Annotated in this window: 17 protein-coding genes and 1 riboswitch; of the genes, 8 read left to right on the top strand and 9 right to left on the bottom strand. The window is 75.9% G+C overall.

The window, feature by feature from the left end; genetic code table 11:
- Positions 1-220: 220 nt before the first annotated feature.
- From ACQP12_RS07825 to ACQP12_RS07810, 4 genes are all read left to right on the top strand, one after another.
- Positions 221-727, top strand: coding sequence for a GNAT family N-acetyltransferase (locus ACQP12_RS07825; RefSeq protein WP_433286210.1), 507 nt, complete (start codon positions 221-223; stop codon positions 725-727).
- A gap of 17 nt (positions 728-744) precedes the next feature.
- Complete coding sequence (locus tag ACQP12_RS07820; protein WP_433289170.1) at positions 745-1,530, top strand: SAM hydrolase/SAM-dependent halogenase family protein; 786 nt, start codon at positions 745-747, stop codon at positions 1,528-1,530.
- A gap of 37 nt (positions 1,531-1,567) precedes the next feature.
- A complete protein-coding gene (locus ACQP12_RS07815; RefSeq protein ID WP_433286208.1) occupies positions 1,568-2,440 on the top strand; it encodes a zinc finger domain-containing protein in 873 nt (290 codons plus the stop codon).
- A 181-nt stretch (positions 2,441-2,621) separates the two neighbouring features.
- Positions 2,622-6,233 (top strand): multicopper oxidase domain-containing protein, encoded by a 3,612-nt coding sequence (locus tag ACQP12_RS07810; RefSeq protein WP_433286206.1) that lies wholly within the window; start codon positions 2,622-2,624, stop codon positions 6,231-6,233.
- Between the two features lie 24 nt (positions 6,234-6,257).
- On the opposite strand, the gene pspM is transcribed toward ACQP12_RS07810, so the two are convergent.
- The 7 genes from pspM to ACQP12_RS07775 form a co-directional block, all read right to left on the bottom strand.
- Positions 6,258-7,037: a phage shock envelope stress response protein PspM gene (pspM, locus tag ACQP12_RS07805; RefSeq protein WP_433286204.1), complete on the bottom strand. Its 780-nt coding sequence runs from the start codon at positions 7,035-7,037 to the stop codon at positions 6,258-6,260.
- A 16-nt stretch (positions 7,038-7,053) separates the two neighbouring features.
- Entirely contained in the window at positions 7,054-7,905 is an 852-nt protein-coding gene (locus tag ACQP12_RS07800) for a PspA/IM30 family protein (protein ID WP_433286202.1), read from the bottom strand.
- 165 nt (positions 7,906-8,070) lie between these two features.
- Positions 8,071-8,508: a helix-turn-helix domain-containing protein gene (locus ACQP12_RS07795; protein WP_357942066.1), complete on the bottom strand. Its 438-nt coding sequence runs from the start codon at positions 8,506-8,508 to the stop codon at positions 8,071-8,073.
- Positions 8,509-8,724: 216 nt separating this feature from the next.
- Positions 8,725-9,327 carry a CinA family protein gene (locus tag ACQP12_RS07790; protein WP_433286200.1) on the bottom strand — a complete coding sequence of 201 codons (603 nt, stop codon included), beginning with the start codon at positions 9,325-9,327 and terminating at the stop codon, positions 8,725-8,727.
- A 93-nt stretch (positions 9,328-9,420) separates the two neighbouring features.
- Positions 9,421-10,002 (bottom strand): CDP-diacylglycerol--glycerol-3-phosphate 3-phosphatidyltransferase, encoded by a 582-nt coding sequence (gene pgsA, locus ACQP12_RS07785; protein WP_433286198.1) that lies wholly within the window; start codon positions 10,000-10,002, stop codon positions 9,421-9,423.
- A 47-nt stretch (positions 10,003-10,049) separates the two neighbouring features.
- A complete protein-coding gene (gene rimO / locus ACQP12_RS07780; protein WP_433286196.1) occupies positions 10,050-11,600 on the bottom strand; it encodes a 30S ribosomal protein S12 methylthiotransferase RimO in 1,551 nt (516 codons plus the stop codon).
- Between the two features lie 77 nt (positions 11,601-11,677).
- Positions 11,678-12,601 (bottom strand): ornithine cyclodeaminase family protein, encoded by a 924-nt coding sequence (locus tag ACQP12_RS07775; RefSeq protein ID WP_433286194.1) that lies wholly within the window; start codon positions 12,599-12,601, stop codon positions 11,678-11,680.
- Positions 12,602-12,696: 95 nt separating this feature from the next.
- Positions 12,697-12,762, top strand: a riboswitch (guanidine-III (ykkC-III) riboswitch).
- A 52-nt stretch (positions 12,763-12,814) separates the two neighbouring features.
- Here ACQP12_RS07775 and ACQP12_RS07770 point away from each other — a divergent pair.
- Together ACQP12_RS07770 and ACQP12_RS07765 are read left to right on the top strand one after the other, a co-directional pair.
- Entirely contained in the window at positions 12,815-13,129 is a 315-nt protein-coding gene (locus ACQP12_RS07770; protein WP_357942056.1) for a DMT family transporter, read from the top strand.
- Positions 13,130-13,218: 89 nt separating this feature from the next.
- A complete protein-coding gene (locus ACQP12_RS07765; RefSeq protein ID WP_357942054.1) occupies positions 13,219-13,458 on the top strand; it encodes a hypothetical protein in 240 nt (79 codons plus the stop codon).
- Positions 13,459-13,524: 66 nt separating this feature from the next.
- Here the strand turns inward: ACQP12_RS07765 and ACQP12_RS07760 are convergent, their stop codons facing one another.
- Positions 13,525-15,969 carry a DNA translocase FtsK gene (locus ACQP12_RS07760; protein ID WP_433286191.1) on the bottom strand — a complete coding sequence of 815 codons (2,445 nt, stop codon included), beginning with the start codon at positions 15,967-15,969 and terminating at the stop codon, positions 13,525-13,527.
- A gap of 114 nt (positions 15,970-16,083) precedes the next feature.
- Here ACQP12_RS07760 and ACQP12_RS07755 point away from each other — a divergent pair, with 114 nt between their 5' ends.
- Together ACQP12_RS07755 and ACQP12_RS07750 are read left to right on the top strand one after the other, a co-directional pair.
- Complete coding sequence (locus tag ACQP12_RS07755; RefSeq protein WP_433286189.1) at positions 16,084-16,563, top strand: YbjN domain-containing protein; 480 nt, start codon at positions 16,084-16,086, stop codon at positions 16,561-16,563.
- A complete protein-coding gene (locus ACQP12_RS07750; protein WP_433286187.1) occupies positions 16,560-18,134 on the top strand; it encodes a YbjN domain-containing protein in 1,575 nt (524 codons plus the stop codon). The genes ACQP12_RS07755 and ACQP12_RS07750 overlap by 4 nt, the downstream gene beginning before the upstream one ends.
- A gap of 100 nt (positions 18,135-18,234) precedes the next feature.
- On the opposite strand, the gene ACQP12_RS07745 is transcribed toward ACQP12_RS07750, so the two are convergent.
- Entirely contained in the window at positions 18,235-19,788 is a 1,554-nt protein-coding gene (locus tag ACQP12_RS07745) for a S1 family peptidase (RefSeq protein WP_433286185.1), read from the bottom strand.
- Between the last annotated feature and the right edge of the window lie 3 nt (positions 19,789-19,791).

The following is a 19,791-nucleotide window of genomic DNA, read 5'->3' as shown; positions in this document are numbered from 1 at the left end:
CGGGTCGGGAGGCGGGCCGGGTCGGGAGGCGGGCCGGGTCGGGAGGCGGGCCGGGTCGGGAGGCTGCGCCGCAATCGGCTCGATGGGAGTCGATTCCTCTCGCGACTCCCCCGCGCCATGCGCAGTGCGGTCCCGCGACGCCCAGCCGGCGCGGCGCGGCGCGGGGAGAACCGTGCCGACGTGCTCGCTAGGGTGTGCCGCACACGACGAGGAGGGACGGATGGCCTCGATCCACGTACGACCCGCCGGGCCCGGCGACGACGCCGACCTCGCGGCCCTGCACGAGCGTGACTGGGGCGGCCCGTACGTGGTGGTCCACGACACCCGCTACGACCTGCGGGAACTACCCGCGCTGGTGGCCGTGGACGGGGCGGGCGGTTTCGCCGGGGCGCTGGTGTACCGGCTCGCCGACGGCGGGCTGGAGGTGGTCAGCCTCGCCGCGACGACCCCGGGTAACGGCGCCGGCAGCGCGCTCATGGCCGCCGCCGAGTCGGTCGCCACGGGCGCCGGGGCGGACCGGCTCTGGTTGGTCACCACCAACGACAACCTCCGGGCGCTCGGCTTCTATCAGCGCCGGGGGTTGCGGATCGTGGCGGTGGACGCGGGCGCGGTGGACCGGGCGCGGGCCGTCAAGCCGGGCATCCCGTATCTGGGCGAGGACGGCATCCCGCTCCACGACGAGCTGCGGCTGGAGCGGCGGCTCACCCCACCGGCGGCCGATTCGTGACCGGTCTCGATGGAGGGCTGGCCGGCGGTCCCTGGATCTCGCTGACCACGGACTACGGCCTGACCGACGGGTTCGTGGCGGCCTGCCACGGTGTGCTCGCCCGGCTCGCCCCGGCCGCCCGGGTGATCGACGTGACCCACCTGGTGCCGCCGGCCGACGTACGCCGGGGTGCGGCGGTGCTCGCGCAGACCGTGCCGTACCTGCCGGTGGGGGTGCACGTGGCGGTGGTCGACCCGGGTGTCGGCACGGCACGGCGCGGCATCGCCCTGGCGGCCCCGGGAGGGCTGCTGGTGGGCCCGGACAACGGGCTGCTGCTGGACGCCGCCGAGGCCCTCGGCGGGGTCACCGGGGCGGTTGAGTTGACCAATCCGGCCTGGCTGGCCCCGACGGTCTCCCGCACCTTCCACGGGCGGGACGTGTTCGCGCCGGTCGCCGCGCGGCTGGCGCTCGGCGCGCCGTTGACCGAGGCGGGACCGGCCGTGGACCCGGCGACGCTGGTCCGGCTGCCGGCGCCGGTGGTCCGCGCCGACGACGCGGGCTTCACGGCCGAGGTGCTGACCGTCGACCATTTCGGGAACGTCCAGCTCGCCGCCGCGGGCGTGCTGCTGGCCGGGCTGCCGGGGCGGGTACGGGTGGCCGGCCGGGCGGCGGTGCGCGGGCGCACCTTCGGCGACGCCCCGGCCGGTGGGCTGGTCGTGTACGTGGACTCGGCCGGCCTGGTGGCGCTGGCGGTCAACACCGGCCGCGCGGTCGACCTGCTCGGCGTGCGCCCGGGCGACGTGGTGACGGTGACGCGCGACTGAGCCGTGCGAATCCGCCGCGCCGAGGGAGGATGGAGGGGTGCCCGAAGGCGACACCGTCTGGAACACCGCCCGCGTCCTCCAGCGCGCCCTGGCCGGCGCCCGGCTCACCGGCTCCGACTTCCGCGTGCCGCAGCTGGCCGCGACCGACCTGACCGGCTGGACCGTGCGCGAATCGGCCAGCCGTGGCAAGCACCTGCTGCTCCGGCTCACCGCCCCGCCCGCCACGGCCACACCGGCGGACGCCGCCGGACGGACCGGCGCCGCACAAGGTGACGCCGCGTCGGCGGCCGATGCGCAGCAGGGCGGGCGGGACTGGACCCTGCACTCGCACCTGCGGATGGACGGCGCCTGGCGGGCGTACGCGCCGGGTGAGCGGTGGGCGGCCCGGCCGGCGCACCTCATCCGGGTGGTGCTCCGCTCCCCCGGCGCGGTCGCGGTCGGCTATCACCTGCACGAGCTGGCCCTGATCCCGACCGCCGAGGAGGAGTCGCTGGTGGGCCATCTCGGCCCGGACCTGCTCGGCACCGACTGGGATCCGGACGAGGCGGTGCGCCGGCTGTCCGCCCATCCGGACGAGACGATCGGCGAGGCGCTGCTGGACCAGCGCAACCTGGCCGGGGTGGGCAATCTCTACAAGTGTGAGGTGCTGTTCCTGCGCGGGGTCAACCCGTGGACGCCGGTCGGGGCGGTGCCGGACCTGCCGGGCACGGTCGCCCTCGCGCAGCGGCTGCTGGCCGCCAACCGGGGCCGCTGGGCGCAGAGCACCACCGGGTCGCTGCACCGCGGCCAGACCAGCTACGTCTACGGCCGCCGGGCCCAGCCGTGCCGGCGCTGTGGGACGGCCATCCGCAAGGAGGAGCTGGGCGAGCGGGTCACGTACTGGTGCCCGGCCTGCCAACCGGACCGCTGAGCGGGACGGCGCGTGGAACTTCCACGAACCATCCAAGATCGCCCGAGATAGGGACGATTGGGTAGTTCCCTCCCGCACCTTCGGCGTCGCATGCTGCGGTGGAGTGCTCACCGATCGTCAGCAGCGCGTACGCCCGCCACGTCGGGGTGACGGCAGGCGCGCCCCGACCCCGGGGAGAGCCATGGTGCTGTTCCGCAGACTCCGGCCGGGATGGACGGACCGGTTCGCCCGGACCGCCGAGGACCACGCGCCGACGGTGCCCGCCGCCCGCGCCGCCGAGGAGGAGACCGGGCCCGCCCCGGCCAGCCTCGACCCGGCCGCCGTGCCGCGCTGCTTCGGCCCGGTGCCGAACTTCGCCGCCAGCCCGCTGCCCACGCTCGACGTCGACGGCCGGCCGGCGCCCGGCACCGGCATCCGCAAGTTCGTCGACCCGCTGCCGGTGCCCGGCCCCCTGGCCACCGCCGGGCTCGGCGCCCGCCTGCCCGTGGCGGTCCCCGACACGATCACCTGGCCGGGCTGCGACTACTACGAGATCGGCCTCCAGGAGTACGCGCAGCGCCTGCACCGCGACCTGCCGGCCACCCGGCTGCGCGGCTACCGCCAGCTCAACCTCGGCACCGACGCGGCCGGCCACAACACGGTCGCACCGCCCGACCGGCCGTGGCACCTCGGGCCGATGATCGTCGCCCGGCGCGGCCGGCCGGTGCGGATCAAGTTCATCAACCAGCTGCCCACCGGCCGGGCCGGCGAGCTGTTCCTGCCGGTCGACGAGACGGTCGACGGGGCCGGGACCGGCCCGCTGGAGGGGCCCGCGCCGTACCCGCAGAACCGGGCCGTGCCGCATCTGGCCGGGGCGCAGACGGCGTGGATCAGCGCCGGCAACCCGTGGCAGTGGATCACCCCGGCGGGCGAGATCACCCCGTACCCGACGGGGGTGGGGGTGACTGCGGTGCCGGACATGCCGGCGCCCGGCGCCGGGGCCACCACGCTCTACTTTCCCAACGAGCAGAGCGGCCGGCTCATGTGGCTGCACGACAACACCCTCGGCCTGTCGCGGCTCACCGTCTATTCCGGGCAGCTCGCGCTGTACCTGCTCACCGACCCGGCCGAGGAGCGGCTGGTCGACGACGGGGTGCTTCCCGCCGACCAGCTCCCGCTGGTGATCGAGGACAAGACGTTCGTGCCGGACGACGCCCAGCTCGCCGCCCAGGATCCCACCTGGGACCGGGACCGCTGGGGCGCGAAGGGCAGCCTCTGGCACCCGCACGTCTACCAGCCCCGGCAGAACCCCTACCGGAGCACCGGCGGGAATCCGACCGGCCGCTGGGACTACGGCCCGTGGACGCACGACCCGGACGGCGGGGCCAGCCCCTGGGTCGCCCCGGTGCCGAACCCGCACCACGACCCCGTCGCCGAGCCGGAGGAGCCGCCCCTCGCGCCGGGCGTGCCGCACCCGTCGGCCGTGCCCGAGGCGTACGGGGACACCCCGCTGGTCAACGGGGTGGCCTACCCGTACCTGGCGGTGGCGCCGCGGGCGTACCGGTTCCGGATCCTCAACGCCTGCCCCGACCGGACGCTCAACCTCCAGCTTTACCGGGCCGGCTCGGACCAGCCGATGTGGACCGAGAGCGGCGCGCCGGGCGACCCGCGCGCCGGGGAGGTGCCGATGGTCGACGCGGTACGGGCGGCCGGGCGGCCGGCGCACTGGCCGGTCGACGGGCGCGAGGGCGGGGTGCCCGATCCGGCCGCGGCCGGTCCGGAGCTGATCCAGATCGGCAACGAGGGCGGCCTGCTGCCGGCTCCCGTGGTCCTGCCCCAGCGCCCGATCGGCTACCGGTACGACCGCCAGGACCCCACGGCGCTCAACGTCGACGGGCACACCCTGCTGCTCGCTCCCGGCGAGCGGGCCGACGTGGTGGTCGACTTCGCGACGGTCCCGCCGGGCAGCACGTTGATCCTCTACAACGACTGCCCGGCCCCGCTGCCCCGGTTCGACCCGCGCTATGACCACCACACCGGGGCAGCCGACCGCACCGCCACCGGCGGCCTACCCGCCGCCCGCCCCGGCTACGGCCCGAACACCCGGACCCTGCTCCAGATCCGGGTGACCGGCACCGCGGCCGCGCCGTACGACCGGGACCGGCTCGCCGCCCGGCTGCCCGGCGCGTACGCGGAGAGCCAGCGACCGCCGATCGTGCCGCAGCCGGCCTACGACGCGGCGTTCGGCACCCGCACTCCCGGCGTGACGCTGGTGCCGGCGCGTGCCACCTCGGTGACCTTCACCCCGGCCGGCGCGGCCGCGCCGGTCACGCTGCCACTGGCCGTGAAGTCGGTCGGGCAGGTCTTCGAGCCCCGGCACGGCCGGGCGGTGGGGCGGCTCGGCGTCGCCCACCCGAATGCCCCGCAGCGGACCCCGGCCACCCTGCCGCTCGGCCCGGTCGACCCGGCCACCGAGGTGCTGTACGCGACCGACCCGACGGTGCCGGTGGGCGGGCCGGCCGACGGCACCCAGCTGTGGCGGATCGTCGGCGACGCGCCCCGCACCCATCCGGTGCACGTCGAGGGCTGCGACGTGCAACTGGTCAACCGGGTCGGCTGGGACGGCACGGTCCGCCCGCCGGGCGCCAACGAGCTGGGCTGGAAGGACACCGTCCGGGTGAACCCGCGGGAGGACGTGATCGTGGCCCTGCGCCCGGTCCCGCCCAGCCTCCCGTTCAAGATCGGCGACAGCGTACGGCTGCTCGACCCGACCCGGCCGGCCGGCGCCCGGCTGGACGCGAGCCCGGTCAGCCCGGTCGACGGGCGGCCCGCCGCGGTGGTCAACCAACTGGTCAACCTGGGGTGGGAGTACCGCTGGCAGACCCGTTCGGCGGGGCTGCGCGATCAGGGCATGAGCCGGCCGCTGGTGGTGCGGGTGGCGCCCAAGGCGCCGACCGGGCTGACGGCGACCCCGGCGCCCGGTTCGGCCACGGCGCTGCCCGCCATCGCGCTGACCTGGACCGGCAACGGCAGCCGCCCGCCGGCCACGAGCCACCGGCTGCAACGCGCCACCGACGCGGCCTTCTCGGCGGGGCTCACCGAGATCACGGTGGCCGCGACCGCCACCCGGTACACCGACGCGACCGTCACGCCCGGCGTCACCTACCACTATCGGATCCGGGCCGAGAACGCGGTGAGCTGCTCGGCCTGGTCGAACAGCGTCCCCGCCTCGGTGCAGCTCACCGCGCCGGCCCGGCTGGCCGCCGTGGTGCCGCCGGCCGCGCCGCTGCGGATCGCGCTGCGCTGGGCGAACCGCTCCTTCGCGACCGGGGTGGACGTGCAACGGGCCACCAACCCGACGTTCACGAGCGGGCCGGGGACCACCGCCATCGCCGTGGGCGAGGCCCACCTGGACCCGGCGGTCGCCCCGGACACCACCTACTACTACCGGGTACGCACCACGTATCTGGGGGCGGCGTCAGCCTGGTCGACGGTCGCCACGGTGACCACGCCGCCCCGGCCCGGGGTGCCGACCGGGGTGCTCGTCACCGCCACCGCGCCCTCCCCCGACACGGCCACGGTGATCCTGAGCTGGTCGGCCAGCACGCCCACCGGGGCGGGCGCCGGCTTCGTGGTGCAGCGCGCCACCGACGCCGCCTTCGCCCACGACCTGGCCACGTTCAGCGTGACCGGCCGGGGCTTCACCAACACGGGCCTGGCCCGCGGCGCGACGTACCACTACCGGATCCGCTCGACGAACGTCGTCGGCACCAGCCCCTGGACCACCCCCACCCAGGTAACGACCCCCGACTGACGCGGAGGAGGGGCGCGGGGTCGGTCAGGGGGTGCGGAGGGGGGTGTGTGCGGTGCGGAGTTCGGCCAGGGCGGACGCGACGCCGTGCAGCAGGTCGGTGGCCTCGGTGAGACGGGTGGCCGAGGGGTCCTCGGTGCTCGGGTGGGCGTCCTCGGCCACGTAGCCGGCGGCGGCCACCACCAGCCGCTCGTACGCCGCAACCCCGCTCTCCAGTTGGCCGACCAGGGTGGCGTGCGCCTCGGCGAGCGACCCGCGCGCCTCGGCGGGGGCGAGCTTCAGGGCGCGTTCCACGCCGGCCACCCGGTTGGCCAGGTCGCGCAGGGAGCGGTCGGCCTCGGCCGCCTCGCGGACGGCCGGCTCGGCCAGCCCGGTGAGCCGGCCGGCCAGCCCGGCCAGCGTCAGCGCGGCCCGGTCCAGTCGGGCCCACGCCTCGGCGGCGGTGGTGCCGCGCAGCGCGAGGCGGGAGCGGACGCGGCGTACCTCGGCGAGGACGCCGGGGCCCACGGGCAGCCGCTCGACGGCGGCGACCAGCCGGGCGCGGGAGCGGGCGGCGGCGTCGGCCGGGTCGAGGGCCGGCGGGGCCGGCACGGCGGCGAGGACCCTGAGGTCGGCCCAGCGCCAGGCCGCGAGGGCGATCGCGCTGCCGGCGGCGCCGGCCCAGGCCGCGTCGGGCAGGCCCAGCCCGGCGTACGGGGTCAGCACGGCGGCGGCGCCGCCCAGCCCACCGGCCAGGACGCTCCAGCGCCGCGCGGACCGGCGCAACCTGCGCAGCCGGCGGAAGTGCCGTGCCCGCTCGTCGACCATCGGTCTCCCCCGTCCCCTAGCTCGTGGTGCTCTCCCCGGTGCCGCGCTCCCGGCTCATGTTGGCGCGGATCTCCTCGAGCCGGGCGGCGGCCGCCGGGTCGGCGGGCTGCGCCACCCCGGGGCGTTCCTGCCGGCCGCCGAGCTGCTCGCCGGCCATGCTCGACCGGATCTGCTCCAGTCTCGCCGACCCGGCCGAGTCGAGGGTCGCCTTCTGGATCTCCAGCATCCGGCCCTCGACGGAGTTGCCGGCCAGTTCGGCCCGGCCCATGGCGTCGGCGTAGCGGCGCTCGATCCGGTCGCGGACCTCGTTGAGCGACGGGGTGGTGGCGGGGGCGGTGAGCGCCGACATCGACTCCAGCGAGCGGGCCACGGTCTCCTGCATCTTGGCCTGCTCGAGCTGGCTCAGCAGCTTGGTGCGCTCGGCCAGCTTCTGCTGGAGGATCATCGAGTTGTTCTCGACCGCCTTGCGGGCCTGCGCGGCCGCGCCGAGCGCCTGGTCGTGCAGGGTCTTGAGGTCCTCCATCGCCTGCTCGGCGGAGACCAGTTGGCTGGCGAGCAGCTGCGCGGACTGCTCGTAGCGCCCGGCCTCGGTCTCGTCGCCGCGGCCCCGGGCCTGGTCGGCCAGGACCAGGGCCTGCCGGGCGTTGCCCTGGAGCTGCTCGACCTCGGTCATCTGCCGGGACAGCTTCATCTCCAGCTGGCGCTGGTTGCCGATCACGGCGGCCGCCTGCTGGACCAGCGCCTGGTGCTGCCGCTGGGCCTCCTCGATGGCCTGCTGGATCTGCACCTTCGGATCGGCGTGCTCGTCGATCTTCGCGCCGAAGAGCGCCATCAGGTATTTCCAACCCTTGACGAACGGGTTCGCCATCTCCGCCTTGTCCCCTCAGTAGCGTCGCGTCGCCCGACCGGGGTCGACCGGCGGGCCGCGCGGTGTGCCTCCATGGTCCCAGTCGGACGCCAACCCGGCACCCGTACGACCCTGATCAACACTACGACGCGGTCGCCACCGGTGGCCACGGCGCGGCGGGCGGGATCAGGCGGCGCAGACCACGTCCCGGTCCGCGGGGCGGACCCGGGTGGTGCGGAGCGTCGCCTTGAGCGGCGAGTCCTGGCGGACCTGGACGGCCACCGAGCCGTCGGAGGTGACCTGGCGGACCCCCCGGTTGGTGGCCTTGCGCACGGCCGGCGTCGCCTCGATCGTCTCGTCGGCCACCGGGACCAGCACCCCGGGCATCTGCTCGGCCAGCGCGACCGTGTCGCTGACCTCGCGGAGCAGCTCGGAGAGGCGGGCGCCGAGCGCGTCGCAGATCGCGGCCAGCAGCTCGCTGGAGGGCTCCTTGTGGCCGCGCTCGATCTCGGAGAGGTAACCGAGGCTCACGTTGGCGGCGGAGGAGACCTCGCGGAGGGTGCGGTGCTGCCCCTGCCGGCGCGCCCGCAGTGCGTCACCGATCACCCGGCGTAGCAGAACCATCGCACCTCCCCCTGAACGGGAACCACCATCTCCGGCCGGGCGTGCCGCGCCGGGCGCGGCGGACCGCCCCGGCGCCGGCGTCGTCCGCCGGAGCCTTCCCGCAACCGTACCCGTTGGTCGCCACGACGACATCCCACCCCGCCTCTCCAATCCTGCGAACCGCCCTCGCGGGCCGGTCGGGGTCCCCGGCCGCGGTCGGGCCTGTCGCGAACCGGGTCACGGCCGGCCGGCGCCGGTCCGGTCGGCACCGGTCCGGTCGGCGCCGGTCCGGTCGGCACCGTCCGCCTCGTCGGCGGGCCGCGCCTCGTCGGCCTGGGAGGCGGCGTGGATCTGCTCGGCGAGCAGGCGCAGCGCCTCGATCACCGCGGCCGAGCGGACGTGCTCCCGGCCACCGTCGAGGCGCAGCTCGCGGACCTCGGTGCCGCCGGGCCCGGCCGCGGCGACGTAGACCAGGCCGACCGGCTTGCCGTCCTGCGGCTCCGGCCCGGCCACGCCGGTGGTGGCCAGCCCCCAGTCGGCGCCGCAGCGCCGCCGCCCGCCCTCGGCGAGGGCGGCGGCCACGTCCGGATCGACCGGCCCGCGCTCGACCAGCAGGCCCTCCGGTACGCCGGCCAGCTCCGACTTCAACTCGGTGGCGTAGACCACCAGGCCGCCACGGAAGACCCCGCTGACCCCGGCGATCTCCACGATCGCGGCGGAGAGCAGCCCGCCGGTCAGCGACTCGACGGTGGCCAGGGTCTCCTTGCGCTCGTGCAGACTGTGCACCACCGAGGCCGCCGGACTGCCGGCAGGCCGCTCGTAGTTCGCATCCGTCCCCATGCCGGCCCTCTCTTCCCGCCCCGCGGCGACCTACTCATCCTGCGCACGGATTCGCCGATCATGTGGTTGTCGACGGCGACGCGCCGCGCGGGGTCAGCCGGTGGGACGGCGCAGGCGCAGCGCCTGGGCGACGTAGTCGAAGCCGGTCACCACGGTGACCACCACGGCCGCGCCCATGATCCACGGCCCGACCGGGGCCAGCGCGTCGGGCATCGGCCAGAGGTACCAGGTGATCGCCAGGATCTGCAGCGCCGTCTTGACCTTGCCGCCCCGGCTGGCCGCGATGACCCCGCGCCGGATCACCCAGAACCGCAGCGCGGTGATGCCCAGCTCGCGGGCGAGGATCACCGCGGTCACCCACCACGGCAGCCGGTCGTACCAGGAGAGCAGCACGAGGGCGGCGCCGGTGAGCGCCTTGTCGGCGATCGGGTCGGCCACCTTGCCCAGCGAGGTGACCAGCCCGAACCGGCGGGCGATCCAGCCGTCCACCAGGTCGGTCGCCGAAGCGACCACGAAGATCACGCAGGCGGCCATCCGCCAGCCGGTGTGACTCATGGCGGAGGCGACCACGGTGACCGCGAAGACCGGTACCAGCACCAGCCGCACCGCGGTCAGCACGTTCGCCGCGTTGAGCAGGGGCACCGGGGCCGCCACCGTCGACTCCGCTCCGGTCATGTCCGGCACCGCCCCACGTGGCTTCCCCGTTCTGTCCGGACCCGCCGTCACCGTGCCGCGCCGGGCGCCGCCGAGATCATCTCATCCGGTACGGCGATCAGGTCGACTCCCTCGGTCGCGGTGACCGTGGCCCGGACCAGGTCACCGGGACGCAGCGCGGCCAGGTCCACCCCGCCGCCGTCCGGGGCGACCAGGGTGGTCGAGCCGTCGACCTCGGGCGCCTGGTGGGCGGCCCGCCCCTCGACCACGCCGTCGGCGACCGAGTCGACCAGCACCTCCACCGTCGAGCCGAGCCGCTCCTCGGCCCGCTGCGAGCAGAGCTCGTCGGCGAGCGCGGCCAGCTTGTCGTAGCGGCGCTTGATCGTCGCGGCGGAGACCTTGCCGGGCAGGCCGGCGGCCTCGGTGCCGTCCTCGTCGCTGTAGTCGAACACGCCGATGGCGTCGAGCCGCGCCTCGGTCAGGAACCGGACCAGCTCGGCCACGTCCTGCCGGGTCTCGCCGGGGAAGCCGACGATGAAGTTGCTCCGCGCGCCGGCCGCCGGGGCCAGCGCGCGGGCGGAGGCGAGCAGCTCCAGGAACCGGTCGGTGGAGCCGAACCGGCGCATCCGGCGCAGCACCGGCTCGCTGGAGTGCTGGAACGACAGGTCGAAGTACGCGGCCACGCCCGGCGTGGTGGCGATCACCTCGACCAGGCCGGGCCGGGTCTCGGCGGGCTGGAGGTAGCTGGCCCGCACCCGCACGATGCCGTCGATGGCGGCGAGCTGCGGCAGCAGCTTCTCCAGCGCCCGGGGGTCGCCCAGGTCCTTGCCGTACGAGGTGGAGTTCTCGCTGACCAGCACCAGCTCGCGGACGCCGGTCTTGGCCAGCCACTCCGCCTCGGCGAGCAGCTCGTCCGGGGTGCGCGAGACGAACGCCCCGCGGAACGCCGGGATGGCGCAGAACGCGCAGCGCCGGTCGCAGCCGCTGGCCAGCTTGAGCGAGGCCACCGGCCCGGTGTCGAGCCGGTGCCGCAGCACCTGCCGCAGGTGCGCCGGGGTGTGCTCGTCGGTCTCGGCGGCGACCCGGGTCGGTGTGCCGTGCCCGGGCAGCGACACGGCCGCCTCGCGGCGCTTCACCGGGGTGAGGGGCAGCAGCTCCCGCCGGTCACGCGGGGTGTGCGCGCCGAGCGCCTCGCCGGCCACCACGGCGTCCAGCCGGGCGGCGATGTCCGGGTAGTCGTCGAAGCTGAGCACCGCCTGCGCCTCGGGGAGGCTGTCGGCCAGCTCGCGGCCGTAGCGCTCGGCCATGCAGCCGGCGGCGACGACCTTGGCGCCGGTGTCGGCGGCGGCCAGCAGTGTCTGGATCGAGTCCTGCTTGGCCTTCTCCACGAAACCGCAGGTGTTCACCACCACCACGTCGGCGCCCTCGCCGTCGGTGGTCACCTGCCAGCCGTCGGCGTGCAGCCGGGCGGCCAACTCCTCCGAGTCGACCTCGTTACGGGCGCAACCCAGCGTCAGCAGGGCGACGCGACGGCCGTCAGCCGACGGCTCCAGGTCGCGGCGCGGCGCCAGGGGCGCCGAGCTGGAGTCGTCGGAGGAGGGGGAGGTGGCAGACACCATCCGAGGGTACCGGGCCGCGCCGGGAACCCCACCACGGCCGGCCGGGGGCATCGGCCTGCTCACACTCCCGCCGCGGGTCAGCGGGCCGCCGCGCCGACCCGGGCCAGCCGGTCGAGCAGGAAGACCTCCGTGCCCGCCAGGCCGGTGGAGCAGAAGACCGAGATCTGGTCCGCGCCGGTCCGGCCCGGGACCGCACCGGCCAGCACCGCGCCCAGGTCGCGCAGCCGGTCCGCGTACGGGTCGACGGCGGCCAGCATCGGCGGGGCGTACGCGGCCGCCTGCGCGGGCGAGTCGGTGACCAGCAGGTCGGCGGCGTCCAGCAGGTCCGGCCCGAACTCGTGCCGGTCGACCTGCTTGAAGCCGACCGTGTTGACGTGGGTGCCCGGGGCGAGGTCGGCGGCGGCCAGCACGGGACAGGTGCTGGTGGTGGCGAGCACCACGAGGTCCCGGTCGCGCACCGCCGCGGCGGCCGAGTCGACGGCGCGGGCCGGCACGCCCAGCTCGGCCCGGACCCGGGCGGCGAACGCGTCCCGGCGGGCCGCCGAGCGGCTGTGCACGGTCACCTCGCGCAGCGGGCGGACCGCGGCGGCGGCCCAGACCTGGGTCCACGCCTGGCGGCCGGAGCCGACCACGCCGAGGGTGGCCGCGTCGGGGCGGGCCAGCGTGTCCACGGCCACCCCGCCCAGTCCCCCGGTGCGCCGCGAGCCCAGCTCCTCGCCGACCGCGATGGCGCGTACCGCCCCGGTGGTGGCGTCGTGGAGGACCACGAGCTGCCCGCTCTCCGGGTGCCCGAACGTGTCGTACGAGCGGAAGCCGTACCACTCGCCGGTGAGGTGCCCGGCCGTGAGCACCATCCGGCCGCCGCCGAGCGGGGCGGACGCCCGGGGCGGGGCGATCAGCCGTCCCTCGTACGCGGCCAGCAGCGCGTCCCGCATGGCGGCGACGGTGAGCGGGGCGTCCACGGCGGCGGCGACGTCCTCGTCGGAGAAGAGCACGGTCATGCCGACCATCCTGCAACCTGAAGTTCGCGTGAACTCCAGCCATGGTGGGGTTTGTCACCGTGCCGGACCGCCGGCCCCGGCGGTGCTAGCGTCGGATCCGGCGGCCCCGTGCCGCCCCGGACGAGTGGTGGGCGTACCCGGTCAGGCCAAGACGCCCCGTGTGACCGCCCGTCCCGGCCCCGGTGGCCGGGCCCGTCCCGTCAGAGGTGACCTATGGCCTGGCTCGTGCTGGTGCTCTCCGGACTGCTGGAGACCGCCTGGGCGATCGCCCTCGACCGCAGCGCCGGCTTCACCCGCCCGGTCCCCTCCCTGGTCTTCGCCGTCTCGCTGGTGGCGAGCATGGCCGGCCTGGCGTACGCGCTGCGCGACATCCCGGTGGGCACCGGCTACGCGGTGTGGGTCGGCATCGGGGCGGTCGGCACCGCGCTGGTCGGCATGCTGGCGCTGGGCGAGTCGGCCAGCCTGCCGCGGATCGGCTGCCTGCTGCTCGTGGTGGCCGGCGTGGTCGGCCTCAAGCTCTTCCACTGACCGGCACGCCGGCGTCCCGTTTGGACGTGCTGCCGGCCGGGGTATCCCCTCCTCGCCCCACCCAAGGGAACCCAACGACGGAGGACATCATGGCCGACATGCCCGCCAGCACCCGCCCCCGCAGCAACGCCGCCCGGATCTGCACGATCCTCGGTTTCGTCTTCGCCGTGATCGCCATCTTCGTGCCGTTCCTCGGCCTGGTCGGGCTGATCCTCGGCATCGTCGGCGCGGTGCTCGGCGACAAGCCGCTCGGCTGGTACGCCGCCGTCGCGAGCGTCGCCGGCGCCGTCCTCGGCATGGTGCTCGCCGCCGTGATCCTGAACTCCTGACCGAACCGCCGACACGACGAGGGCCCCGCCGGATCCCGGCGGGGCCCTCGTCGTGTGACCGTCGAGCTACTCCTCGCCGCCGCGCAGGCCGACCAGGACCTCCTCCAGCTCGTCCGGCTTGACCAGCACGTCGCGGGCCTTGGACCCCTCGGACGGGCCGACCACGCCCCGGGTCTCCATGAGATCCATGAGCCGGCCCGCCTTGGCGAAGCCGACCCGCAGCTTGCGCTGCAGCATCGAGGTCGAGCCGAACTGCGAGGTGACCACCAGCTCCACCGCCTGCACCAGCAGGTCCAGGTCGTCGCCGATGTCCTCGTCGATCTTCTTCTTGCTGTCCTGCGCCGGGGCGAGCACGTCCGGACGGAAGTCCGGCTCGCGCTGGTCCTTGCAGAACTTCACCACGTCGTGGATCTCGCGCTCGGTCACCCAGGCGCCCTGGATGCGGACCGGCTTCGACGCACCCATCGGCAGGAACAGCCCGTCGCCGCGGCCGAGCAGCTTCTCCGCGCCGGGCTGGTCGAGGATGACCCGGGAGTCGGCCAGCGAGGAGGTGGCGAAGGCGAGCCGGGACGGCACGTTCGCCTTGATCAGGCCGGTGACCACGTCGACCGAGGGGCGCTGGGTGGCCAGCACCAGGTGGATGCCGGCGGCCCGCGCCAGCTGGGTGATCCGGACGACCGAGTCCTCCACGTCGCGCGGCGCGACCATCATGAGATCGGCCAGCTCGTCCACGATCACCAGCAGGTACGGGTAGGGCCGCATCTCCCGCTCGCTGCCCGGCGGCGCCTTGATCTCGCCGTTGCGCACCTTGCGGTTGAAGTCGTCGATGTGCCGGACCCCGTTGGCGGCGAGGTCGTCGTAGCGCATGTCCATCTCGCGGACGACCCACTCCAGCGAGTCGGCCGCCTTCTTCGGGTTGGTCACGATCGGGGTGACCAGGTGCGGGATGCCCTCGTAGCCGGTCATCTCGACCCGCTTCGGGTCGATGAGCAGCAGCCGCACCTCGTCCGGGGTGGCCCGGGTGAGGACCGAGACCAGCAGCGAGTTCAGGCAGGACGACTTGCCGGCGCCGGTGGCGCCCGCGATGAGGATGTGCGGCATCTTCGCGAGGTTGGCCACCACGTAGCCGCCCTCGATGTCCTTGCCGAGCGCGACCACCATCGGGTGGTGGTCGCTCTTCGCGGCCCGCGAGCGCAGCACGTCGCCGAGCGCCACGTTCTCCGGGTCGGTGTTCGGGATCTCCACGCCGACCGCGCTCTTGCCCGGGATGGGGCTGAGGATCCGCACGTCCGGGGACTTCACGGCGTAGGCGATGTTGCGGGAGAGCTGGGTGATCCGTTCGACCTTGACGCCCGGCCCCAGCTCGACCTCGTAGCGGGTGACCGTCGGCCCGCGGGTGAAGCCGGTGACCGCGGCGTCCACGTCGAACTGCTCGAAGACGCCGGTCAGCGCGGCGATCACCTCGTCGTTGGCCTTGCTCCGGGTCTTCGGCGCGGCCCCGCTGCCCAGCATGTTGGCCGGCGGCAGGGTGTAGTCGCCGGCCAGCCCGGTGAGCGCGAGCTGCTCGGCGCGGGTGGGCAGCGGGGAGTGCTCCGGCGGCTCGACCGGCTTGCGGCTGGCCGGCACCTTCTTGCGCGGCAGCACCAGGGTGTCCTGCAGGTCGACGCCGTCGAGGTCGTCGTCCGGGTCGAGCGGGTCCAGCGGCGGCGGGAGGCGCTTGGCCGCCCGCTTGCGGGCCGGCTTGGCCGCCGCCTCGGGCTCGGCCTCCTCGGCCTCCGGCGGCGGGACGGCGCCGCCGCGCAGCCCGAGCCGCTCCGGGATCTTGTTGATCGGGGTCGCGGTGATGACCAGCAGCCCGAAGACCAGCAGCAGGAGCAGCAGCGGCATGGCCACCCAGGCGGTGACCGCGGACTTGAGCAGATCGCCCACGCCGGCGCCCAGCAGGCCGCCCGCGTAGTCACGCTGGACCTCGTCGACCGGGTCCTGCCCGATGTGCAGCATGGCCGCCGTGGCGAGCAGCATCGAGCCCCAGCCGACCAGGCCGCGCCCCCGGTGCTCGGGATCGGCCGGGGTGCGCATGAGCCGCCAGGCGCCCACCATGAGCAGTACCGGTAGCACGATGGCGATCGCACCGACGAAGAGGCGGGCGGTGTCCGCCACGTGCCGGCCCACCGGCCCCGCGCCGCCGGACCAGATGCCCACGGCGCTGAGGATGGCCAGGCCGAACAGGAGCAGCCCGGCGCCGTCGCGGCGGTGCTCCGGGTCCAGCTCGCGGGTGGTGGCGGCCTGCCGGCCGGCGGCCCGGAACGCCCAGCCCACGCTGTGCGCCAGCCCCATCCACAGAGCACCCAGCGCGCGGCCGGCGAACGCCGCCGGGCTCGGCCCGCGCGCCGGACGCCGCCGGGCGGTCGCCCTGGTGGCCTTCTTGGCCGGCTGGCGGGCACGGCTGTTCGTGGTCTTGCGCGGCGACGCGCCGCGCCGCCGGCTCGCCTGAGAGGTACGGCCCGCCATAGAGTCACCGTAACGGCGGGACCCGGCAGATCGCCGCTTTTCCGGGTCGTGTCCGCGCGTCGCCGCACGGATCCGCCGCCGTTTGTGTTATTCGCCTCAGAAGGGATGCCCCTCATGGCGTCGCCGGAGATCGAGGACGGTCCGGACGGCCCCCTGGCCGGACACCCGCAGACGCTGCGACCGCTGACCCGCGAGCTGATCGCCGCCGTGCTGGCCAACCGGGGGTACGCGGTGGCCGAGGACGCCGACGGCGACCTGGTCGGCCGGTGGGGCGACAGTCTCATCTGGTTCTACCGGCGCGGCACCGCCGGGGAGCTGCTTCAGGTGCGCACCGTCGCGGCGCACCGGTTCGGCATCGAGCGGGTGCCGGACCTGCACGCCTTCTGCAACGCGTGGAACCACGACCGGCTCTGGCCCAAGGCGTTCGTGCACGTCGCCGACGACGGGCTGGCTCAGATCTGCGGCGAGGTGACCACCGACCTGGAACGCGGGGTCACCCCGCACCAGCTCGACCAGCTGATCGACTGCGGCGTCACCACCGGCTGCCAGCTCGCCGCCGCCGTGGCGGACCTGCCCGGCGGGACGCTGCGATGACCACCTCCCGGGACCGGGGGCTGGCCGACGCGCTCGCCGACGGCCGGGACCTGCCCGACGGCGAGGCCCGCTGCGCCGAGCTGGAACGGATCGCCGCGCGGGCGGACGCCACCGGCGACCCGCACACCGGGCTGGCGGCGCGGTTCGCGCTGGTCGAGGCGTACCTGCACCTGGGTGAGCGGTGGCGGACGGTCGAGCCGGTGCGCCGCTGTCTGGCCACGGTGGACCGGGAGCCGGGGCTGCTCGACGCCCCCGGCGCGGCCGAGCGGCTGCGCCGGCACCAGCGGCAGGCCGTCGAGGCGCTCTTCGGCACCCCCCGGGTGGCCCTGGACCAGGCCCGCTCCCTGTTGGACGATCTCGCCGACCGGCTGGGCCCGCACGCCGGGCCGGTGGCCGAGCTGCGCTGCCGGCTCGCCGACCACCTCGGCGACGAGCCCACCGCCCGCCGCGAGTACGACCGCTGGTCCGCCGGCGACGCCGCCGACCCGGTGGCGGGGTGCGCCGGCTGCGCCCCGGCCCGCCGGGCCGAGCTGCTGGCCGGCTGGGGCGAGCCGGTGGCCGCGCTGGCCGTGCTGGAGCCGGTGCTCGACGGCGAGCCGGCCTGCACCGACCAGCCGGAACGGGCCCTCGCCGCGGGGCTGCTGCCCTGGCTGCGCACCGGTGACGCGGCGCGCGCCGCCCGCGCGCACGTGCGGGCGTACCGGCGGCACCGTGCGGAGCGGGCGGCCTTCCCGCAGCTCGCCGCGCACCTGCGGTTCTGCGCGCTGGGCGGGCACCTGGCCCACGGGCTGGACGTGCTGGCCGAGCAGCTGCCCCGGCTGGACCACCCGGCCGACGACCTGTCCGCCATGGAGTTCGCCGCGGCCGGCGCGCTGCTCTGCGGGCTGGCCGCCGAGGCCGGTCTCGGCGGGCGGCGCATCCACCGCCCCGGGCACGGGCCCCGGCCCGCCGCCGACGTGGACGTGGCAACGCTCGCCGGCCAGCTCCAGGCCGTCGCCACCACGCTGGCCGGGAGCTTCGACGCCCGCAACGGCACCGGCCATCAGTCCGGCCGGATCGCCTCCTGGCTGGCCGAACGGCCGCTCGCCGAGCCGGTGCCGCTGCCCGCCGAGGACGACATCCCCGGCGATTACGCGGCCGAGCCCGGGCCGCCCGGTGAGGAGGAGCCGGCCCCGCTGAGCCTGCGGATGCTCACCGCCGCCCTCGACGCCCGCGGCGACGCGTACCTGGTGGAGCCCGACGGCACCGTGGTGGGGCGCTGGGGCGAGGCGGTGGTCCAGTTCCGCCGGCTCGGGCCGCAGGGCGAGGTGCTGCACGCCCGTGCCGTGGCGCTGCGCCGGCTGCCGGCCGCCCGCCGCGCCGAGGCGTACGCGTTCTGCAACGCCTGGAACCACGACCGGCTGCTGCCGGCGGCGTACGTGCACGACCCGGGCGACGGGACGCTGCAGCTGGCCGCCGACGTCACCACCGACCTGGCGTACGGGGTGGCCCGCGCGCAGCTCGTCGTGCTGGTCACGGCGGCGGTCAGCACCGGGGCCGCGTTCGCCGAGGCGGTCGCCGCGCTGCCCTGAGCCGGACCCCGGAGGCCGGACGCGGCGCGACCCCCGGCCACCGGGCGGTGGTGGACGGGGGCCGCGGTCCGGTGCCGCCGGGGGTCGACCCGGCGGCGGCTCAGCGGGCGGAGAACGCCAGGGTGTACTCGCCGGCGCCGGCCAGCCCGACGACCCGGTACCGGTAGGCGCCGGCCGGGGTGTCCGCGGTCAGCCGGGCGAGCCCGTCGGCGCTGCCGGCGCGGGCCACGGTGCGGAACGTGGTGCCGGTGAAGCGTTGCAGCTCCAGCACCACGCGGGCGCCCGCCGGTGCGGACACGCACGCCTCCTGGGCGCCGCCGGACACCCGGAAGAAGCGGCCGTCCGGCTGGACCTGCGCCCGGCCGGCGGCGATCCGGCCGGTCCGGCTCACCTGCCCGGTGCAGTCCGTCGCGTCGCCGGCCGGCGGGGTGGCCGGTGCGGTGCTGGCGGGCGGCGCCGTGGCCCCGCCTCCGGCCGGCGACGCGGAGGGCTGGGCGCCCGCGGTGACCAGGGTCAGGTTGTTGCGCTGGAGGATCTCGTTGACCGGCTGGAAGAAGGTCACGCCGCCCCGCGTGCAGTCGCCGGAACCGCCGGAGGTGACGCCCTGCGCCTGGTCGCCGGAGAGCCAGGCCCCGCCCGAGTCGCCCGGCTCGGCGCAGACGTCGGTCCGGGTCAGCCCCGTGACCGTCCCCTCCGGATAGTTCACGGTGGCGTTCTTGGCCTGGATGACCCCGCAGCGGGTGCCGGTGGTCGAGCCGGAGCGGCACACCGAGGCGCCGACCGGGGCCTCGGTGGAGCCGTTCACCGGCACCGTGCCGCCGTTGAAGTCGTTGACCACGCCCTGCGGCGTCCACTGGCCGTTGACCTCGACGACGCCCCAGTCGTCGCCGGGGAACGAGGAGGCCGCGAACGTGCCCTGGGCGACCCGGTTCGCGCCCGCGGTCCGGTCCCCCGGGCGGCCGCAGTGCCCGGCCGTGACGAAGCCGCCGACCACCGAGAAGCCGACCGAGCAGCGGCCGGCGTTGTTGATGAAGTACGCGTCGCCGCCCCGCACGTCGAACAGCGGGCGGGGCGCCTCGTCGGCGGTCTTCACCCGCACGGCGCCGGCGGGCAGCCCGCTGGCCTCGGCGAACCGGCGGCCGGCCGCCTCCGCGCCGGGCTGGGCGACCACCACGACCGAGTTGGTGGCCACGTCGACGTACCAGCCGGCGACGTCCGGGGTGGCCGCGCGGCCGGCCGCGTCGAGACGTGTCTTCACCGCGTCCAGCTCGGCGACCCCGCGCTCGACCCGCTTCGGCACCGCGCCCGCGGCGGTCACCCGGGCCGCCTGCGCCGGATCGGCCACCGCCACGTTCAACGTCGTCCCGTCGGCGCCGAGCCAGCTGCCGCCGTAGTCGGCGCCCAGCTCACCGCGGAGTTTCGTGACCGTGCCGGACGCCCACCGCTCGGTCTTCAGCCGCCGGGCCGCCTGGTCCCGGGTGAGCGACAGGTCGCGGCTCAGCGCGTCCAGCACCTCGGGCGCGACGCCGTCGGACGCCACCGGGGCGGTCCGCCGGGTCGGGTTCTCGCCGGCGAACGACGGCAGGGTCACCGCCGCCGCCGTGCCCGCCGCCGCCACCAGTACGCCGATGGCTGTCATCCGTCTGCGGTCCATCCG

The sequence above is a fragment of the Micromonospora sp. CA-244673 genome, from assembly GCF_050948395.1.
In the GTDB taxonomy this organism is placed as follows: Bacteria; Actinomycetota; Actinomycetes; order Mycobacteriales; family Micromonosporaceae; genus Micromonospora.
Note: the sequence above shows the minus strand (reverse complement) of the source record. Positions and strands in the feature narration are given on the sequence as shown.